Origin of the sequence: Clostridium simiarum (assembly GCF_018919175.1) — a bacterium.
Lineage (GTDB): Bacteria > Bacillota > Clostridia > Clostridiales > Clostridiaceae > Clostridium_L > Clostridium_L simiarum.
The window spans coordinates 330,977-350,042 of record NZ_JAHLQL010000001.1 but is presented as its reverse complement, the minus strand read 5'-3'; the positions used below and the strand labels follow the sequence as shown (position 1 = coordinate 350,042).

Genomic DNA, 19,066 nt, shown 5'->3' with positions numbered 1-19,066 from the left:
CTATTTATATACTATATCATACTTTTATAAATATGATATAATATCACCTATTAAAATAGAATATTATTAAAAATTAGCTGTAGAGTTTGTTATTTTATTACACTTGCAAACATTAATCCAGCAAGTACTACTGCAGCTATTAATCTATATATAGCAAATATTCTCATTGGCTTCTTCTTTAAGAAAGCTATAAATCTATCCACCACTAGTAAAGCAGTAAGAAAAGCCACCACAAATCCTACACCTAGAGAAATCCATTGATTGGTCACCATAGTTGAATAATTATACTTAAATAACTTTAGTCCAGAAGCCCCTACCATCACCGGTATAGCTAAAAAGAATGAGAATTCAGCAGCTACAGGAGTGGATAACCCTGCTATCCATCCGCCCATTATAGTGGATGCAGATCTAGACATACCAGGCCACATAGCTAAGCATTGAAATACCCCTACCTTAAATGCTTGTCCATAACTTATATCATCTAAATTTCTTACAGCATTAAAGCCTTTAGATTTTTTCCTGAAATTATTCTCAATAACTATAAGAAGTATACCTCCTACAATAAATCCAACAACCACAGTTTTTGTATTAAAAAGATATTCATCAATAAGATCATCAAGGGTAAGCCCTAATACCATAGCAGGTATAGTAGCTATAATTAAGTTAACCCAAAATTTAATACCTCTCTTTTCCCATTTAAAAAAGGACACTATCATATCTTTTATCTTATTCCAATACAAAACAACCACTGCCAATATTGCTCCAAGTTGTATCACAACTTCATACATTTTAGCAAAATCCGTTCCATTAAATTTAATTAAATCCCCTACTAAAATCATATGGCCTGTTGATGATATAGGTAAAAATTCAGTTACCCCTTCTACTATAGCTATAATAATAGCTTTTAAAATTATCCACATATCCATTCCTCTCTCTCTTTATCAGTTTTAATTTGGTGAAAGTAAATTAATAAACAAACTACCCTCTATTATAATTTGTTTTTATAGTATTTGTCTATTGTAGGGAGTTAATAATATATTAATCTTAATAAATTCTTAGATCTAACCTTCATATAACTTAATTATTCTCTGAATTTTATCTTCAATATCATTTATGCTTATAAATCTAGCTTCCCTTAATACCTCTTGTTGCTCTACATATAAAAGTATAACAGGAATAGTGAATATGCTATATTTTGCCATAGATTTTTTTACGTCTTCTATTTCTACATAAGCAGACTTCACATTAGGAAACTTAACTAAAAGATCCTTAAATTTTGGTAATAAGGCTTCGCAAACTCCACAACTGCTATTACCAAAATATAAAACAGCTATGTTATTCTTTTGGATAAAAAATTCAATATCCTCAGCGGAATTTAATTTAATCATTAAAAGTTCCTCCAATATATCTAATCTATTATAGATTTTACACCTTTCAAAATATTTGCGTTGTTTAAATCATATCTAAGAGGCGTTATTGTAACATACCCTTCCTTTAAATAATCCACATCATCACCTTGAAAATCTTTTTCTAACATCTCCCCATTAACTCTATATCCCTTACTTCCATCCTCAGAAATAAATTCAACATAATTATGTTTGTATTTGCTTTTCCCTACTTTACAAACTTTGAAACCTTTAACTTCTTCCTTAGGTCTATAAGGAACATTTACGTTTATAACCACTTCATTACCTACGCTCTTATCTTTAAATATGTTTAATATCTCTTCACCTACTTCTGCAGCATAACAATAATCTCCCTCTGACTCTTTTTTTATTTCCTTTGAAATAGCTATGGAAGGTATGTTATATAAAGCTGCCTCTACTGCTGCGGATACTGTACCTGAATATAAAACATCAGTACCTACATTCAAACCTTTATTAATTCCAGATACAACTAAATCTATAGGTTCTTTTATAATCATATCTATTCCTACCCTTACGCAATCCGCCGGAGTCCCACTTATGCTATAAGCTTTAACATTTAAATCTCCAAGAGTAACTTCTTTTATTATTAAAGGCTTATTTAAAGTAATGGAATGACTGCTAGCACTTCTTTGACTATGGGGTGCTACCACAAAAACCTCATGTTTTTTTGCTAAAATCTCAGCAATAGCATATATTCCCTCTGCATCTATTCCATCATCATTTGTTATTAATATCCTCATTTTTTTACCTCCTCAAAGTTATACATTTATATTCTATGTTAATACCACTTTCAAATATTTGCAATAAAAGGAGCTAATTTATACTCTATTACAATTATATATTATAATAGAAAAAGAAGCTTGTATGTTTATAGTATACAAGCTTCTTTTTATAATTACTTACTACTTAGTATTTTCGTATATTTTTTCTACTTCTTTCCAATCTACTACATTCCACCATGCTTCTATATAATCTGGTCTCTTATTTTGATATTTTAGGTAATAAGCGTGTTCCCAAACATCTAAGGCCAAAATAGGAGTTTTTCCTTCTGATATAGGATTATCTTGGTTTGCTGTAGAAACAACTTCTAGCTCCGCTTCTTGGTTTATAACAAGAAAAGCCCATCCACTTCCAAATCTTGTAGCCGCTGCCTTATTAAATTCTTCTTTAAATTTATCAAAGCTACCAAATTTTTTGTTTATGGCTTCTTCTAAACTACCTTCCGGTTTTCCTCCTTTATTAGGTCCTATTATATTCCAAAACATAGAGTGATTGTAATGGCCTCCCCCATTATTTCTTACTGCTATTTTTATATCCTCTGGTATTGAATCTATATTTTTTAATAACTCTTCTAAATCTTTATTTTCTAATTCAGGATATTTTTCTAAAGCTGCATTAAGATTATTTACATAAGCAGCATGGTGTTTTGTATGATGTATCCTCATTGTCATTTCATCTATATGTGGTTCTAAAGCATTGTAATCATATTTTAATTCTGGCAAACTATGTTTCATTATAAAATTCCTCCATAACTCTCATAAATTTATTTTTAAACTGTTTAATATTATATTAACACAACTGATAATAATAATCAATATTGTTTAATAAATTATATGATTTTATTTTGGTTTTATGAATGACAATAATAAATTTTACAAGGCTTTATTATTTCAAAAAGAATATCTAATTTTCGAGAAACAATAACCATATTGTTTTCACTTAAGTATAAAACCTCTTCTTTTAAAGTCAAAGTAGCTTCCCCTTTTTCTAGATAAATCATGGTATTACTGTCACAATGAAGATTAAATCTAGTCTCTAAGCTTTTCATTTCCTTCCAATCATAATCATAGTCTTTGTATAATGCATCATAAGGAACTTCACATATCTTTATTCCTTCCATAACATCACCCTCTTCGCCTTTTATAATTATTATGCTTCATTTTACTAAATTTAATAAGCTTTTCTTTAAATATGATTCATTTTTAAAAGCACTATAAAAAAAGATACTCTAAAATTACACATTGTAATTTTAGAGTATCTTAAAATCTTTATTTTTTATATTGAATCTTTATTTCTTTTACTGAAGTTTTGCCATCCTCTGAAAGGGTTATGGTATTTTCGCCAGGTTTTATGGCTAAATCAAAGTATTTGTTTACTTTAGCATATTCAGAACCATTTATACTGACATAATACTCCTTTACCATAACACTATTCTTAAAAGCTCCTACAACAAACCCTAGTTCTTCAAGTTTATCTAAAGAAGGTTCACCTTTCATAAGGATAAACGTGGCTTTGTCATCACTTTTATCATCTACATATTCTTTTGTAGGACTAAATTGAAACATATCTACCTTATTAACGTAAAGAGATGGACCAGCATAGGAGTTTAAAGATTTTAACTCCGGCATATCTCCTTCAGGTATGTAGGTTATATAGGCATTGCTTTTTTTAATGCCTACAAAATTATTATCTATTGGTATACTATAAGAATAAAGATATTTCGCCATTTCTTTTTTATATTTTTCTATCTTTTCAACTTCCCTTACCTCTAATTCAGCTATATTCCTATTTAACACTTCCATAGCGCTTAAAGGAACTTCCTCATAAGAAAAATAAGCCTTATGAGCCACATCTATCATTACCCATTTGTTTAATTCCTTACTCCAAATTTCCACCACATATAAAGAAGAATCCTTTTTATAAAATTGGCTATCTTTAACTCTAAACTCTCCAAGTCTTGAGTATACCCCAGCTGTTCTAACTGCTTGTGCAAAAACTATAGACATATCTTTATCAGAAGCTTTTTTAGCATCTTTTAATGAATCAATTATATCCTTAGCATCCTCTTTACCGCTTTCGCTACCTTTATTAAATGTGAACATTTCATGAGTCCAAGCTAATAATTTTAAAGACTTATCCATATCTGTGGTTGCACCTTCCACTTTGGAAAATAGCCCTTGATCCTCTGATAAGCTTTTTAAATAGCTAGTACTAAAGTCTTCATTATAAAATTTAATATTAGTCCCCATATAAATATTATCCCATTTTTCTACAAATAATCCCTTTGACTTATCAACTTTGTTTTTGCATCCAAAAGCAAACAGCGCAAAGGATACTACTATAATCCCAAGTAATATTATTTTTCTAGAGAAAGACTTCATATTTCTAAACCTCACTTAACTTTTATTTTAATTATAATATATTTAAATTATATACTAAAAATCATTTATTTCCTATATTAAACTATTAAAATATTTTTTAATCGGATTTTTTAATAAAAATATACTTATAGATTCAACAAAAAACTTCTCAAAGTATACTCTGAGAAGTTTTTATTTAATTATTTTATTCTATTACAGGACCTGCATTAGCTATATCCTCAGAAACTTCTTTGAATTTTTTAAAGTTTTCTTTGAATTTTTTAGCTAGCTCTATAGCTTTATTATGATAAGCCTCTTTGTCCTCCCATAGATTAATTGGATTCAGCATCTCGCTTGGTACTCCTGGGCACTCCTTTGGCATCATAACTTTAAATATTGGATGTTCTTCCCACTTAGCAGATTTTAGTTTTCCTTCAATAGCTGCTGTAACCATAGCTCTTGTGTATGGAAGCTTCATTCTAGACCCCACTCCATAAGATCCTCCACACCAACCAGTGTTTATAAGATATACATCCACTTTATGCTTGTCTATCTTTTCTCCTAACAACTTAGCATAAACAGCTGGATTCATTAGCATAAATGGTTCTCCAAAGCAAGCTGAAAAGGTAGCTTGAGGTTCTTTAATACCTCTTTCTGTTCCTGCTAGTTTACTTGTATATCCAGACATGAAATGATACATAGCAGCCTCTTTTGATAGTTTTGAAACTGGTGGTAATACTCCAAAGGCATCTGCAGTTAAGAATATAACTGTGTCCGGATTGCCACCCTTTCCTCCCTTTTGTATGTTGTCAATATGATACAAGGGATAAGCTGCTCTAGTGTTCTCTGTAAGGCTTCTATCATCATAGTCTGGACTTTTTTTATCATCTAAAATAACATTCTCTAATAAAGCACCAAATCTTATTGCTTCGTAGATATCCTTTTCCTTTTCCTTATCTAAATTGATGGTTTTTGCATAACAACCACCTTCAAAATTAAATACTCCATTATCCCACCATCCATGTTCATCGTCTCCTATAAGTTTTCTGTTTGGATCTGTGGATAATGTAGTTTTTCCTGTTCCTGATAATCCAAAGAATATAGCTACGTCCTCCTTTTCCCCTACATTAGCAGAGCAATGCATAGGAAATACTCCCTTTAAAGGTAATAAGAAGTTCATAACTGAGAACATAGACTTTTTAATTTCTCCTGAATATTGAGTTCCTCCTATAAGAACTATCTTTCTATCGAAATTTACTAATATAAAAGCTTCTGAGTTTATCCCATCTTTTTCTCCATCAGCCTTAAATCCTGGCGCTGAAATAACTGTAAAGTCTGGTATATCTGTATCTCTTTTTCCGTCCTCTTCATATCTTCTAAACAATTGATTAGAAAATAATGCTTGAGATGCATATTCACATACAGTTTTAACTGATATTCTATACTTCTCTTCTGCTCCTACAAAGCCGTCAAAAACATAAGCATCTTTCTCTTTTAAATAATTTAAAACCTTTTCATAAAGATTATTAAAGATTTCTTCTGAAATCGGAAGATTTACACTTCCCCAGTTTATCTTATCTTCAATACTCTTTTGCTTTACTATAAACCTGTCCTTAGGAGATCTTCCTGTATACTTACCTGTATGTACTACAAGTGCTCCTGTTTTAGAAAGACATCCTTCATTATTTTTTAGAGCATGTTCAACTAGTTCAGTTACTGGTAAATTGTCATATACATTTTTTACACCTAAGTTTAAATAGGATAGATTGTTTAACCCCATTTTCCTTCCCCCTACAATATATAATACTCTTTACACTTAAATTATCACACAATAGAAGATTTTTTGCAAGAAATATTTTACTGTTATATTTTAAACAGGTTCAATATGAATCCATTCCTTCATTGAAATATTCTTTTTATTCATTAGCATATGTTATATATAAATTATACTAAGTAAGTTAAGTTTTAATGTATTATTATGCATTAAGTTTTCTCTAAACAATTACTGCCTTCAAAAATAAAAGGATACCCAAAAACAACGGCTTTAGGTATCCTAATTAAAATAACTATTTTTCTACAACTTTAAGTATTTCTTCTCTAAGTTCTTCCACCTCTGGCACATAGGTTTTTAATAATACCACTTCACCCTTTATAGTGTACTTACCAAGAGTTGCAGGAATTAAAATGCTCTCTCCCTTAACTATAGCTTCTGATCCATCTTTATATTCTATTTCACCTTGCCCTTCTACACAAGTGAATATATAAAACCTATTCTCATCACTTTTCTCTTCCACCTTATGCTCTATATCATATATTTCTAGAGAAAAATATGGTGATACACAGTGGTAAGTTTTAGTATATCCTTCATGCTGAACCTTCAACCCTTTACTCTTTTCACCCTTTAATGAAAAATCTATCACATCTAAAGCCTTTTCCACGTGGATCTCACGGCCTCTATTGTAATCATATACTCTATAGGTGGTATCACTATTTTGCTGTATTTCAGCAATAACTACCCCTTCTCCAATTGCATGAACCAATCCACTTTTCACAAAAAACACATCACCTTTTTTTACTTCTACCTTATTTAAATAAGGGTCTAATTTCCCATTTTTTAAGGCACTTTCAAATTGTTTTTTAGTACACTCCTTAGTACCTACAATTAAATTAGCTCCTTCAAAAGCTTCTATTACGTACCAAGCCTCGGTTTTTCCAAGTTCCCCTTCAACCTTTAATCCATATTTATCATTTGGATGAACTTGCACAGATAACTTATCTTTAGCATTTATGAGTTTTAAAAGTAATGGAAATTTCTCTTTACATATATCTTTACCTATAAGTTTCTCTCCTTGCTCTTCTATAAGCTTATCAAAGGAAATTCCTTTAAATTTTCCATTAGAAACTATACCTATTCCATGAGGATGGCAAGCTATATCCCAACTTTCACCTATGTGCCCTTTTGGTAAATTACCCCTAAATAGTTCCAGATCCCTTCCTCCCCATATCTTTTCAAAATAAATATTTTCAAATTTAATTGGATACATATACTCTCTTCCTTTCTTATTAATTTTAAAACTCTTTTTTAAAATATATTTCATTAATAAAATTTAAAATTTCAGCCTAACTTTATGTATAATTTATCATATTAAAACTTATTAGACTTTCATTTGAATACTCTACTATGCTATACTAAATAGAAGAAAACCATAAAAAGAAAAGACTGAGGTGCTGTTATGGTTAATGATCATAAACAGAATAAAAATATTAAAAGAAAATCTATTAATACTTTTAAATTATTACTAATTACCTTTACCACAATGTTTTTAATTTTAAGTTTTTCTTTCATGTTCATGCTAGGCTATGAAAACACTTTAAAACCCTTATCAAAAACTGTAGAAAGCGCTTTATATAGTGGTAAAAATACTTTTGTTGATATAAAATATTTCTATTATACTCTTAAAGGAAGTCCAAAAAAATCCTCTGATATAAAAGAGATAGTTTTAACCTTAAGTGGAAAGTTACCATATAAAGAAAGTCTTCCTATAAATTCCAAGGGAAAGCTACAGTATTTGATGAATTTGGATAGTTTAATAGAGCAGGATACGCTCTCATTTTTAGCTTTAGAACAACATGAACCTATAGGAAAAGAACCGAATTTCATCAGCGATTTAAATTCTTCTATAGAGGTTTGTAACTTAGAAAATGCTCAGAAGGACTTATCCTTAGATCCTTTTAAAGATTCAAATATCTTTAATCTATATAATACTTTATACCTTAGCGTAAAAGATGTAAATATGATTTTTTTCGAATATGATGAAAAAAATCTAGATAGGGATTCCTTATTAGCTCTAAAAGAAAGAGTTTATTCATTAAAAACCAAAGGGGATTTTTTAGTATTACTTAGTAAAAACTCAAAGGAAAATACTGATGAAAAAAGTAAAATAAGTCATTCTCTCATAAGATCTGGTGCGGATGTAATAGTATATTTAGATAGTGAAGAGTATTATATAGAACAGTATAAGGACAGATTTATAATAAATGGTCTTCCTTATTTACTATCAAATAAAAAAGAATCTATTCCTACTCCTTTATATCAATTAAGTATAGTATTTAAAGAGGGCAACCTTTTCGCTATAGGCGTTAAAGTATCTCCCTTTAAATTAGATTATTCCTTCTCACATAATGAGTTTATACCTCAATTATGCAGTAAGGATGAAAGCAAATCCCTTATAGATACACTAAATAAAAAAAGTAAAAATTTAACCTTTAATTTAAGTGATAAATTTAGCTTTTTAGAGTTTAGTTCTTCAAAGGCTAAATGATCATTAAGTAAAGTCTACTCTATCTATAAACTTTGCTTAATGCTAATTTTAAAAATCTACATATTCATTCAAGGTGGTGTCTAAAATAAATATAAAATCTTTTTTTAGTATTGTTATATCAAAATTTGTATTAAAAATCTCTAAGACTTTTTTAAAAGGCGGAAGTAATTTTCCAGGCAAAATAGCTCTAAAATTTGATAAAAATATATTAAAAGTTATAAGCAAAGATTACAAAACTATAATAGTGACCGGTACTAATGGTAAAACTACTACTACAGGAATGACTTTTAATATATTTAAACAAAAAGGATATGATGTTATAACTAATAATACCGGTGCTAATATGTTACCTGGTATTGTATCTTGTTTTGTAGAAAACTACAATTTCTTCAAAGATAAAGATAAGAATAAAATCGCTATACTGGAAGTAGATGAGGCAAATGTTAAATTTATAACAGAGCATATTAAGCCTGAAATCATAACTATTACAAATCTTTTCAGGGATCAGCTAGATAGATATGGAGAGGTTTACACCACTTTAGAGAAGATTTTAGAAGGAGTAAAGAACACTCCAAAGTCTACTTTAATCTTAAATGGCGATGAATCTTTATTGGGAAATCTATCCTTAGAAAACCCTGTGCTTTATTATGGTTTTAATAAATTTAATCAAGGGGATAAAACCATTGAATTAAATGCAGATGCAAAGTTTTGCAAGGTATGCAAAGCTCCTTATAAATATAACTTTATAACTTATAATCATCTAGGAGATTTTTTCTGTGATAATTGTGGCTATAAAAAACCTGAATTAAACTACGCTATTGAAGATATAGTTAAACTAACCTCAGAAGGTTCTTCATTTATAATTAACCATAATGAATTTTTTATACCTCAATCCGGAACCTATAATATATATAATGCTTTATGTGCTTATTCTATATCAAAGTTTTTTAACATAGAAGATACTTTAATAGGTAATTCTCTATCAAAGCAGGATTCTAGCTTTGGAAGACAAGAGGTTCTTAATATAGAGGGTAAAAAAGTAAATATAATATTAGTTAAAAATCCTGCTGGATATAATCAAGCTTTGGATACAATATCTCTAAATAAATCTCAAATGTCTCTAGCATTTTTATTAAATGATAATTATGCTGATGGAAGGGATATCTCTTGGATTTGGGATGTAAACTTCCACAAATTAGGATCTCTTTCCATTGAAGAAATATTAATAGGTGGAGATCGTCTATACGATATGGCCGTAAGACTAAAAATAAGTGGATTAGATCCTCATAGCTTCAAATTAAGTGATACCTATAATGATATGCTTAATAATATAGTAGAGTGCACTAGCGATGAAATATATGTATTAGCTACTTATACAGCTATGATTAATTTTAGAAAACATCTCCATTCAAAGGGATATATAAAGAAACTTTGGTAATATAAAGGAGCGTAATAAAATGGAGTTAAACATATGTCATCTTTATCCAGATCTTTTAAATGTTTATGGAGATCTAGGTAATATTCATATATTAAAATATAGAGCAGAAAAAAGAGATATAAAGGTCACTATACAAAATGTTTCTTTAGGGGATGAATTTCATGTTGAGGATTATGATATAGTATTCTTTGGTGGCGGACAGGATTATGAGCAATCCATTGTTTCTGAAGATCTAATCACTCATAAGAAGGAACCTTTATCACGCTATATAGAAGAGGGAAAAGTTCTTTTAGCTATATGTGGTGGTTATCAGCTCTTAGGAAAATACTATACCACCAATACTGGTGAAAAATTAGAGGGACTTGGTCTTTTAGATATCTATACTGAGGCTGGTAACACTAGATTTATTGGAAATACCCTAATAAAAAATGAAAGTTTCAATGAGACTTATGTAGGCTTTGAAAACCATTCTGGCAGAACCTACATAGGTGATTTAGAACCCTTAGGAAAATGTATTGAAGGCTTTGGCAACAATGGGGAGGATGGTTATGAAGGATGTATATATAAAAACACCTTCTGTTCCTACTTTCATGGATCTTTACTTTCTAAAAATCCGGAACTCTCTGATAGGCTTCTATTAAGCGCTTTAGAGAATAAATATAATGAAAAAATTAATTTATCCTCTTTAGATGACACCTTTGAATTAAAAGCTAAAGAACATATAATAGCTACTAATTCTAAAAAATAATATATACTAAATATAAGTATATTTATATACTTATATTTAGTATCTTTAAACAGTAAATTAATTCTTAAAATTGTATAAAAATATAAAGTGGATCTCAAAACCCAATTATTTTGAAATCCACTTTTTTTATTTTACATTAATTATTTATAACTTTGAATCATCTATAGAATCTAACCATTGTTTAATGGAGGATACTGTTGACTTTATGCAACCATCTTTAAAAGGTGATATTAAGTTTGCATATTCTACAAGATTAACAAAAGACATACTTCCTCCTACATTACATAACCTAACATAGTCTTTCCATGCCTCTTCTTTATTTTCTCTATTTCTCTTCCAAAATTGTAGAGCACATATTTGTGCTAGAGTATAATCAATATAGTAGAATGGCGAACTAAATATATGTCCTTGTTGATACCAATACCCACCTCTTTCAAGGTATTCATTATCTTCATAATCTCTATGAGGTAAGTATTTCTTTTCTATTTCTCTCCAAGTCCTTTTTCTTTCCTCTGGAGTAGCTTCTGGATTTTTATAAACATAATGCTGGAACTCATCCACTGTAACTCCATAAGGTATAAAGGTTAAAGCTTCACTTAAATGAGCGAATTTATATTTATCAGACTCCTCTTTAAAGAATAATTCCATCCATGGCCAAGTAAAAAACTCCATACTCATAGAATGTATTTCGCAAGCTTCATAAGTAGGAGAACTATACTCTGGTAATTCCATGTCTCTACTACAATAGGCTTGGAAGGCATGTCCAGCTTCATGAGTTAAAACATCTATATCTCCTGAAGTTCCATTAAAGTTTGAGAATATAAAAGGTGCTCTATATTCGCTGATGTAAGTACAATATCCCCCTCCAGCTTTACCTTCCTTAGTAACTAAATCCATTAATTCCTTTTCTACCATAAAATCAAAAAATTCTTTAGTTTCCTTAGATAGCTCTGAATACATGGTAGCGCCGTTGTTTACTATCCATTGTGGATCACCCTTAGGAGTAGCGTTTCCAGTTAAGAACATTAAACTCTCATCATAATATTTAAGTTCTTCTAACCCTAGTCTCTTTCTTTGTCTTAACCTTAATTCTGAAGCTATTGGAACTATTTCTTCTAGCACTTGCTCTCTAAAGTTTTTAACCATAGAAGCATCATAGTCTGTTCTACTCATTCTTGCATATCCAAGCTCTACAAAATCAGAAAAGCCTAATTTTTTAGCTATTTTAGTTCTTATTTTAACTAATTCATCATATATTCTATCAAATTTTTCTTCATTTTCTATGAAAAATCCATATCTAGCCTCATTAGCCTTTTTCCTCATAGTCCTATCTTTAGATTGTTGGAAAGGAATAAGTCCTGATAGGTTTCTCTCTTCTCCCTCAAAAGGTATTTTTGCAGAAGCTATTAGTTTAACATACTCACTTGATAGCTTATTTTCCTGTTTAAGATCTTCTAATACCTCCTCAGAAAAAGTCTTTAAATTAACCTTAGCCAAATCAAAAATTTGCGTTCCCCATTTTTCTTCTAGCTCTTTTTTAAATTTTGATTCTACTATGCTCTTATAATATTTAGATATTAATCCTTCATAAACTGGAAGTGCTTCATCAAAATAATCATTTTCTTTTTCATAAAATTCATCATTAGTGTTTATTGTATGCCTTATATAAGCTATACTACACATAGATTCCATTTCACTTCTAAGCTTATTTATTTTTGTCATTATTTCATCTTGCTCTTCAAAAGTTATAGCCCTTTGAAAACTTTCTAAAAGATTATTAAAATCCTTCTCTAAGACTTTTATTTCCGGTCTTTGGTATTTAAAATCTTTAAACTTCATAAAAATCCCCCCTTTTAATAATTTAGCTTCAGCACCCTAAGACACTGAAGCCAAATTCTTAATTAAATTATATAGCATTTAAAATCCTTATTCAATAGATATAAACCTGTTTCTATACAGAATTAGTCATTAATTCCATCTTTTAAGAATTTCCATGTTAGTTTATCTCCTGCCTTTAACACATAAGCTGAAGCTCCAACCCCTGGTTTGTTTCCATTAACATAGTAGCACCAGCCACTGGCTTTTCCTGCTGATCTTTCCTTAATACCTGAAATGCTTGAAAAATATCCAGCTTTAACTACATAATTTATAGAGTTTTTATTTAATATCTCCTTAGTAGCATCTTCTACAGTCTTACCTTCGATTTGCACATAGTCAGAAATTATGTTAGTTCCATTAGCCTCATCTAATATTCTTACATTTGGCTCCTGTTTTTTTTCTGGTTCTTTAGGTTTTTCTAAAGGCTTACTTTCAGTAATAGCCTTTGCTTCACTTTCATAGTTTTTATTGTTTTCATTAGTAACCTTTGCAGAGGCTACATTAGATTCTAAGTTCTTATCTACAACCTTATTAGGCTCTTCCTTAACAAGGCTACTACTTTTTTCATTTTCAGTATTACTATTTTTATCTTCTGTTGACTCTTCTTTAATTTCTTCCACTTTATCATTGTTCTCTTCTGATTTTTCTATGAGGGTAGAAATAGAAGAGTCTTCATATTTTTCTTCTTTTACCCCTAACCTATTATCATTAATTAAAAATCTTGAAAATAATAAAGCTCCAACACTAATTAAAATAACTATTATAAAAATAGGTAATTTTTTTTTCAAATTATCACCTTCTAAATTATTTAATTCTTTTAACTCCTATGGCAATGGAAGCAAATGCTAAAACCATCATAGAAGAAAAGTTAAATAAAGACCCAGTTTTCGGTAACTTAGATTCTTTTATGATTTCAACTTTACTAGTATTATCTATAGCTTTTGAATCTTCCTCTTTAACCTCATTATCTTTATCAACCTCATTATTCTCCTTGCTTTCTTCTATTTTATAAGCTGGCAAAGTTTTTGCATCCACAGCTCCCTTATAATAGTCATAGAATCCGTTATTTTTAAAACCATCAAGACTTATTAGAGCTCTTAGTGCTTCTTCTGTAGAAAGGTAATTATTTTTAGTGTTGTCATCATGATTATACTGTCCGTTATCACCCTTGTAGGATAATAAAGCTGATACCAAATCTCCATTTTCCTTTGTAAAGTTATTTCCCTCTGGATCTATTCCTAAAGAAGTTAAAGCAACTATAGCAAAAGAATTGGTTTCACTAGCTGGTCCATATTGCCCTATGATATCTCCCCTTGAATTTTGCATTAAGGATAAACTATCTACAGCATTATCTAAGGAATCCTTTAGCTGTTTATTATTTATACCTTCTACTTCTTTTCCTCTATAATATGGTGATAATGCACTAATCACTACTGCTGTCATATCTGGATCTATCTTTTCCCCATACCATGTCCAACCTGTCAATTTCTTCCCTTCAACTTCATAAGAAAGCTTTGAGTTTAGTAAAGCTTCTATTAATTGCTTTTCTCCTATTTTATAATTATCATTTATGTTTAAATAATTGTATGCTAATAGTGCAAAAGCCACTTCGTTATTGTAAAAGTCTTCTAAATTTCTACTATATAATTCTTCTACTAGGTTATGCCCTAAGAAATCATAAGGTGAATACCCTAATGCTGTAAGTGCAATTGATATTGTTTCTAACTCTGTAGGTGACATTTCTTTTATTCCTTGGGATTTTATATCTTCAATAGAAGGCTTTAAAAAACCTTCATCAGCTTTAATACCATACTTATTTAAAGCTAAAGCTGCCCAAGGATTAGAAGAGTTCTTCTTAATATAATTTAATGTTATTTCTAATTCTTTTTCTATGTCCTTTGGAGTCTTGTCCTCTTCTTTAACTACAGAATTATCATCATTAAAATATACTAGAGGCTTGTTTACATTATCTATAGTAAATTTCCCTCTATCTTTTATTACCTTAGGAAGTTGGTTTTCTTCATATCCACTTATGCTATACTGATGTTCTCCCTTAGTTAAGCTATCTATGACTATTTTTCCAGTTTCATCTGTTACATATTCCTTATTATCAACAAGCACCTTCCCTCCAGCTATAGGAGTTATTACATCCTTGTTTGTCATAAAATCAAAGTTTTTATAAGAAAATATCATTTCAAAACTTTCATTTTCTTTAACTATTTCAGGATTAAATTGAATTAAATTTACATATGGAGTATTAAACTCTCCATAGTAAACAACTATGTTGTCACCTTCTTTTAACTCATAGCTATCTATACCTACGCTAGCACTTTCAACCTTTGTACCATTTTTAATATAATATAGCCATCCATCATATCCGCCAAAGTCACCAGATTTAATTCCATCTATTTCTTTTATAAACTTTCCATATTGGCTGTCTTCAGCTAAAAAACTTATGTTATTCTTTTGAAGAAGATCTGTTAAAGCCTCATAAGCATTATTCCCCTTTTCTTTTCCCTCTGCTATAGTTCCCTTAGGTCCTTCCACACGAATGTTTATTTCGCTATTTACTTCTAAAGCCTTTGCTACCATTGGCATATGGAATTGAAGTACCAATAACATTAAAGCCATAAGGCAACCTAAATGTTTAAAACTATTTTTTAATTTATTTTTCATTAAAACCCCTCCATTTTAATATTTTTTATAATAATTCATATCCCCTTTTAAATAAAGTTTATTTAATATAGGTATATCGAAGCCTGTCTTTATATCTTTTTAGTACATTATAGAATTTATTATAAAATACTAAAACAAATATAAAGTTTCCTACAGCATGCAATACATCAAAAGGTAAACCTCTTGCGTAAGCAACTAATATGGTCTTCCAGTTAATAGGCCTTATAAAACCTATAACATGCCATATATTCATTATCCAATCAAAGGCAAAACCATAAATAAAGCAAAGCAAAGCAAAAATTTCTATAGATGGTTTTTTATTTTTAACTCCCATGATACCTGAAATCCATCCAATAAGAGCCCAGGCCATCATTTGCCAAGGAGTCCATGGTCCTTGCCCTATAAATATATTGGATATAAACCCTGCAGTACTACCTATTAAAAATCCTTCGTAACTTCCAAATACTAAACCTGAAAGTGCTACCAAGAATGTGGTAGGTTGCACATTTGGAATACCTGTAAAAGGTACCCTACTAATAGCTGCAATAGCACTTAATGTGGCAATCAACGCCACCTCCTTTGTACCTTTATTACTTTTTTCAAAGTATAAATAGTTTATTACCAAAGTTACTATTACATAAAGAGTTAAGTAAAAAGACAATTTGTCATAGTCCTTTAGTTTAAAAGTTATAATGCTCATTAAAAATGGCGGAAACATAGATAATATAATTATGAACTTTTTCATAGTTCTCTCCTTAAAGAGTTTTGGTAAATATTTTTAACATCTTCTATATTAAAAATATTTTTTTGTACATTAGTAAATAACTTATGCACTGTTGTGGTATAATAAAAGCCTTCTTTAAATGCTTGCTGTAATGAACCCTTAGAAATTAATTCTCCATTAAATAACAATAAAAAATTCCTGCCGCAACTTGCAGCAAAATCCATATCATGAGTTATTAAAATTATTGTAATTCCTGATTCATTAATATGCTTTAATATCCTTGATAAATTTTCTTTATTTTCATTATCTAATCCTCTAGTGGGCTCATCTAACAAAATCACTTTAGGTTCCAATACCAGCATTGTAGCAATAGCTAATCTTTGTCTTTCTCCCCCACTTATATCTCTAGGATTTTTATCTTTTAAATGAGTTAAGTTCAAACTTATCATTATTTCTTTTATTTTTTCTTCATTGCTTATACCATAGTTATCTAAGGTAAATTTAATTTCATTATAAACCGTGTCTTTAGATATATAATCATTAGGATTTTGAGATACATAAGCAATATTTTTATAAAGGTCTCTTTTGTCCCAAGATTTTATTTCCTTACCTTGAAATTTTATAGTTCCCTTATACTCAGTTAAATTCATAATGGCTTTAAAAAGCGTAGATTTTCCTGCTCCATTAGGTCCAAGTAAACAACAAAAATCCCCTTGCTTTATATCTAAATTTATGGATTTTAAAGCTAAATAATCCTTATAAAAAACCTTCATCTCCTGAATTGATATTTCATATTGTTCTTTTTCCTCTTTTGAAAATATTCTTTTTAAAATTCCCTTTGGAATTCCTTTCTCTTGTTTTTCATAATAGAGATTATCTTCTTTTATATCTATTAACCCAAATTTATTTTCAATTAAAACCCTAGCATCTTTAAAATTCTTGGGATAACTTTCAATCTTCATGTACTTTAAAATCTTTATATAGGATGGCATAAAGCCATAATAAGAGCTACCATAAAAATCCTTTGGCTCTCCATTAAAGTCTATAGCTCCATTCTTCATAAAAATCACCTTGTCTGAAAGTTCTAGCCATTTTTCAATTCTCTGCTCTATTACTATAACTGTTATTCCTAACTCTTCATTTATTTTTTTTGTAAGATTTATAATTTCTTCTGCGGAGGATGGATCTAGTTGAGATATAGGTTCATCTAATATTATGCAATCATCCATCATAGCCAAGGCAGAAGCAATAGCTACCTTTTGCTTTTGTCCTCCTGATAAAGTTTTTATATCCCTTTTAGCTAAATCTAATAAATTACAAAATTGAAGTGTTTCCCATACCCTTCTATTGATTTCTTCTGTACTTAACCCTAAATTTTCAAGTCCAAAAGCTATTTCCCTATGCACTTTATTCATAACTAACTGCCTCTCAGGATCCTGAAAAACCATAGATATACTTCTTAATTGATTACTTGACCTTTTATCAATATATCCTATACCCTCAATTTCTAATTTCCCCTTTAATGTTCCTCCATAAAAATTTGGTATAGTACCTGCTATACATTTAGCTAAAGTAGACTTACCAGATCCAGATTTACCAATTATTAAAACAAACTCTCCCTTTTCTATAGATAAATTTATATCCTTAAGAGAGCTTTTTTCTGCATTAGGATATGTATAATCTAAATTTTCTATGTTAATATGATTCATTTTTATTGTTCCTTTCTAAATAGTGCTATCTTTTATGTGAACAAAGCTTATTAAAGAAATACTTAATATAAGCAGTGCTAAAATGATAGACTGTATAGAAATCATACGTAAGTCTTTAAAATCGCTATAAATATCAAAATTAATCTTGTAGTATTTGCTAAAAATTAAGTATCCTATAAAACTTATTATGGCTAAAGTACAAATTAATATATCTCTTGGATAATATTTCTCTTTTTTATACACGCCTCTATTTTTTCTTAAAGCTCTTTTAACATAGGAAGCCTCTGCTATATCAAAGGAACCTTCTAGGGAATCTTCAAGTAAAATTGATAATATGGGAACTGCATTATTTATTCTGTTTTTCATACCTTTTTCTTCATAATTCAATCCTCTAATAGTATAGATATCTTTAAGATTATTAAGCCTATTCTCCATATTTGGGATTAGTTTAATGCCAATTAACATCATCAAAGAAGTTTTAGGCATTTTTTGGGAAAAATAAGAAACAGCTTTATCTGAATCCATCATAAGTTCTAAAGAAATAAATAAGACTATAACTATAAGTATTTTATAACTCATTATAATTCCGTATAGCATAACTTCTAAGGTTACAACCTTACCAAAAATTTTAAAGATCTCTACAGTACCAGCTTCTACAAAAAGTGAATTAATAATTAAAGTCATAAGTGATAAAGATAGAAAATATGGCATAATTTTTTTATATTTTAAAAATCCTCTATACACATAAGCTATAGTTAAATTCCAAATAAATATGGCTGTTAAGATAATCATGTTATTAGTTAAAAGAACCATAAACATCATAATTAAATTCACTAAAACTGTGGTCATGGTATGGTATTTTTTCAACAAATTACACCATCCTTTAAAATAAAATTTCAAATAAAAGAATTTCTTTCTTTGTATAGAAAATCTTTATTATGGCAAAAGAAAGCCGAACTTTAAAAGTTCGGCAAAGATTCATTACTTATAAATCTTTACCTTCC

The 19,066-nt window shown here is 29.5% G+C and carries 17 protein-coding genes; 3 read left to right on the top strand and 14 right to left on the bottom strand.

Annotated elements, in window-relative coordinates; all coding sequences use genetic code 11:
* Positions 1-89: 89 nt before the first annotated feature.
* From KQI89_RS01590 to KQI89_RS01555, 8 genes are all read right to left on the bottom strand, one after another.
* Positions 90-920 carry an undecaprenyl-diphosphate phosphatase gene (locus tag KQI89_RS01590; RefSeq protein WP_081923295.1) on the bottom strand — a complete coding sequence of 277 codons (831 nt, stop codon included), beginning with the start codon at positions 918-920 and terminating at the stop codon, positions 90-92.
* 141 nt (positions 921-1,061) lie between these two features.
* Positions 1,062-1,388 carry a thioredoxin family protein gene (locus KQI89_RS01585; protein WP_216455649.1) on the bottom strand — a complete coding sequence of 109 codons (327 nt, stop codon included), beginning with the start codon at positions 1,386-1,388 and terminating at the stop codon, positions 1,062-1,064.
* A gap of 20 nt (positions 1,389-1,408) precedes the next feature.
* Positions 1,409-2,167 carry a 5'/3'-nucleotidase SurE gene (gene surE, locus KQI89_RS01580; protein WP_216455648.1) on the bottom strand — a complete coding sequence of 253 codons (759 nt, stop codon included), beginning with the start codon at positions 2,165-2,167 and terminating at the stop codon, positions 1,409-1,411.
* Between the two features lie 162 nt (positions 2,168-2,329).
* The gene (locus KQI89_RS01575) at positions 2,330-2,941 is read right to left on the bottom strand and encodes a superoxide dismutase (RefSeq protein WP_216455647.1); all 612 of its coding nucleotides are present in this window, start codon (positions 2,939-2,941) and stop codon (positions 2,330-2,332) included.
* A gap of 116 nt (positions 2,942-3,057) precedes the next feature.
* Entirely contained in the window at positions 3,058-3,327 is a 270-nt protein-coding gene (locus tag KQI89_RS01570) for a hypothetical protein (protein WP_216455646.1), read from the bottom strand.
* A gap of 148 nt (positions 3,328-3,475) precedes the next feature.
* Positions 3,476-4,588, bottom strand: a complete 1,113-nt coding sequence (locus tag KQI89_RS01565; protein WP_216455645.1) for a transglutaminase domain-containing protein — start codon at positions 4,586-4,588, stop codon at positions 3,476-3,478.
* A 184-nt stretch (positions 4,589-4,772) separates the two neighbouring features.
* Positions 4,773-6,347: a phosphoenolpyruvate carboxykinase (ATP) gene (pckA, locus tag KQI89_RS01560; protein ID WP_216455644.1), complete on the bottom strand. Its 1,575-nt coding sequence runs from the start codon at positions 6,345-6,347 to the stop codon at positions 4,773-4,775.
* 286 nt (positions 6,348-6,633) lie between these two features.
* Positions 6,634-7,611, bottom strand: a complete 978-nt coding sequence (locus tag KQI89_RS01555) for a type I phosphomannose isomerase catalytic subunit (RefSeq protein ID WP_216455643.1) — start codon at positions 7,609-7,611, stop codon at positions 6,634-6,636.
* A gap of 189 nt (positions 7,612-7,800) precedes the next feature.
* Between KQI89_RS01555 and KQI89_RS01550 the strand changes: the two genes are divergently transcribed.
* The 3 genes from KQI89_RS01550 (at position 7,801) to KQI89_RS01540 (ending at position 11,075) form a co-directional block, all read left to right on the top strand.
* Entirely contained in the window at positions 7,801-8,889 is a 1,089-nt protein-coding gene (locus KQI89_RS01550; protein ID WP_216455642.1) for a hypothetical protein, read from the top strand.
* Positions 8,890-8,965: 76 nt separating this feature from the next.
* Complete coding sequence (locus KQI89_RS01545) at positions 8,966-10,327, top strand: Mur ligase family protein (RefSeq protein ID WP_216455641.1); 1,362 nt, start codon at positions 8,966-8,968, stop codon at positions 10,325-10,327.
* 19 nt (positions 10,328-10,346) lie between these two features.
* Complete coding sequence (locus tag KQI89_RS01540) at positions 10,347-11,075, top strand: type 1 glutamine amidotransferase (RefSeq protein WP_216455640.1); 729 nt, start codon at positions 10,347-10,349, stop codon at positions 11,073-11,075.
* A gap of 144 nt (positions 11,076-11,219) precedes the next feature.
* Here KQI89_RS01540 and KQI89_RS01535 read toward each other — a convergent pair whose 3' ends face one another.
* From KQI89_RS01535 to KQI89_RS01510, 6 genes are all read right to left on the bottom strand, one after another.
* Entirely contained in the window at positions 11,220-12,914 is a 1,695-nt protein-coding gene (locus tag KQI89_RS01535) for a M3 family oligoendopeptidase (protein WP_216455639.1), read from the bottom strand.
* Between the two features lie 122 nt (positions 12,915-13,036).
* A complete protein-coding gene (locus tag KQI89_RS01530) occupies positions 13,037-13,741 on the bottom strand; it encodes a DUF4430 domain-containing protein (RefSeq protein ID WP_216455638.1) in 705 nt (234 codons plus the stop codon).
* A 16-nt stretch (positions 13,742-13,757) separates the two neighbouring features.
* Complete coding sequence (locus KQI89_RS01525) at positions 13,758-15,629, bottom strand: DUF4430 domain-containing protein (RefSeq protein ID WP_216455637.1); 1,872 nt, start codon at positions 15,627-15,629, stop codon at positions 13,758-13,760.
* A gap of 58 nt (positions 15,630-15,687) precedes the next feature.
* Entirely contained in the window at positions 15,688-16,374 is a 687-nt protein-coding gene (locus KQI89_RS01520; RefSeq protein ID WP_216455636.1) for an ECF transporter S component, read from the bottom strand.
* Positions 16,371-18,062: an ABC transporter ATP-binding protein gene (locus KQI89_RS01515; RefSeq protein WP_216455635.1), complete on the bottom strand. Its 1,692-nt coding sequence runs from the start codon at positions 18,060-18,062 to the stop codon at positions 16,371-16,373. The genes KQI89_RS01520 and KQI89_RS01515 overlap by 4 nt, the downstream gene beginning before the upstream one ends.
* A gap of 15 nt (positions 18,063-18,077) precedes the next feature.
* Positions 18,078-18,932, bottom strand: coding sequence for an energy-coupling factor transporter transmembrane component T (locus KQI89_RS01510; RefSeq protein WP_216455634.1), 855 nt, complete (start codon positions 18,930-18,932; stop codon positions 18,078-18,080).
* Positions 18,933-19,066: the final 134 nt, after the last annotated feature.

Coding starts and splice junctions, on each gene's coding strand:
- KQI89_RS01590 (WP_081923295.1), bottom strand. CDS start 920: ATGTGGATAATTTTAAAAGCTATTATTATAGCTATAGTAGAAGGGGTA.
- KQI89_RS01585 (WP_216455649.1), bottom strand. CDS start 1,388: ATGATTAAATTAAATTCCGCTGAGGATATTGAATTTTTTATCCAAAAG.
- surE (WP_216455648.1), bottom strand. CDS start 2,167: ATGAGGATATTAATAACAAATGATGATGGAATAGATGCAGAGGGAATA.
- KQI89_RS01575 (WP_216455647.1), bottom strand. CDS start 2,941: ATGAAACATAGTTTGCCAGAATTAAAATATGATTACAATGCTTTAGAA.
- KQI89_RS01570 (WP_216455646.1), bottom strand. CDS start 3,327: ATGGAAGGAATAAAGATATGTGAAGTTCCTTATGATGCATTATACAAA.
- KQI89_RS01565 (WP_216455645.1), bottom strand. CDS start 4,588: ATGAAGTCTTTCTCTAGAAAAATAATATTACTTGGGATTATAGTAGTA.
- pckA (WP_216455644.1), bottom strand. CDS start 6,347: ATGGGGTTAAACAATCTATCCTATTTAAACTTAGGTGTAAAAAATGTA.
- KQI89_RS01555 (WP_216455643.1), bottom strand. CDS start 7,611: ATGTATCCAATTAAATTTGAAAATATTTATTTTGAAAAGATATGGGGA.
- KQI89_RS01550 (WP_216455642.1), top strand. CDS start 7,801: ATGGTTAATGATCATAAACAGAATAAAAATATTAAAAGAAAATCTATT.
- KQI89_RS01540 (WP_216455640.1), top strand. CDS start 10,347: ATGGAGTTAAACATATGTCATCTTTATCCAGATCTTTTAAATGTTTAT.
- KQI89_RS01535 (WP_216455639.1), bottom strand. CDS start 12,914: ATGAAGTTTAAAGATTTTAAATACCAAAGACCGGAAATAAAAGTCTTA.
- KQI89_RS01525 (WP_216455637.1), bottom strand. CDS start 15,629: ATGAAAAATAAATTAAAAAATAGTTTTAAACATTTAGGTTGCCTTATG.
- KQI89_RS01520 (WP_216455636.1), bottom strand. CDS start 16,374: ATGAAAAAGTTCATAATTATATTATCTATGTTTCCGCCATTTTTAATG.
- KQI89_RS01515 (WP_216455635.1), bottom strand. CDS start 18,062: ATGAATCATATTAACATAGAAAATTTAGATTATACATATCCTAATGCA.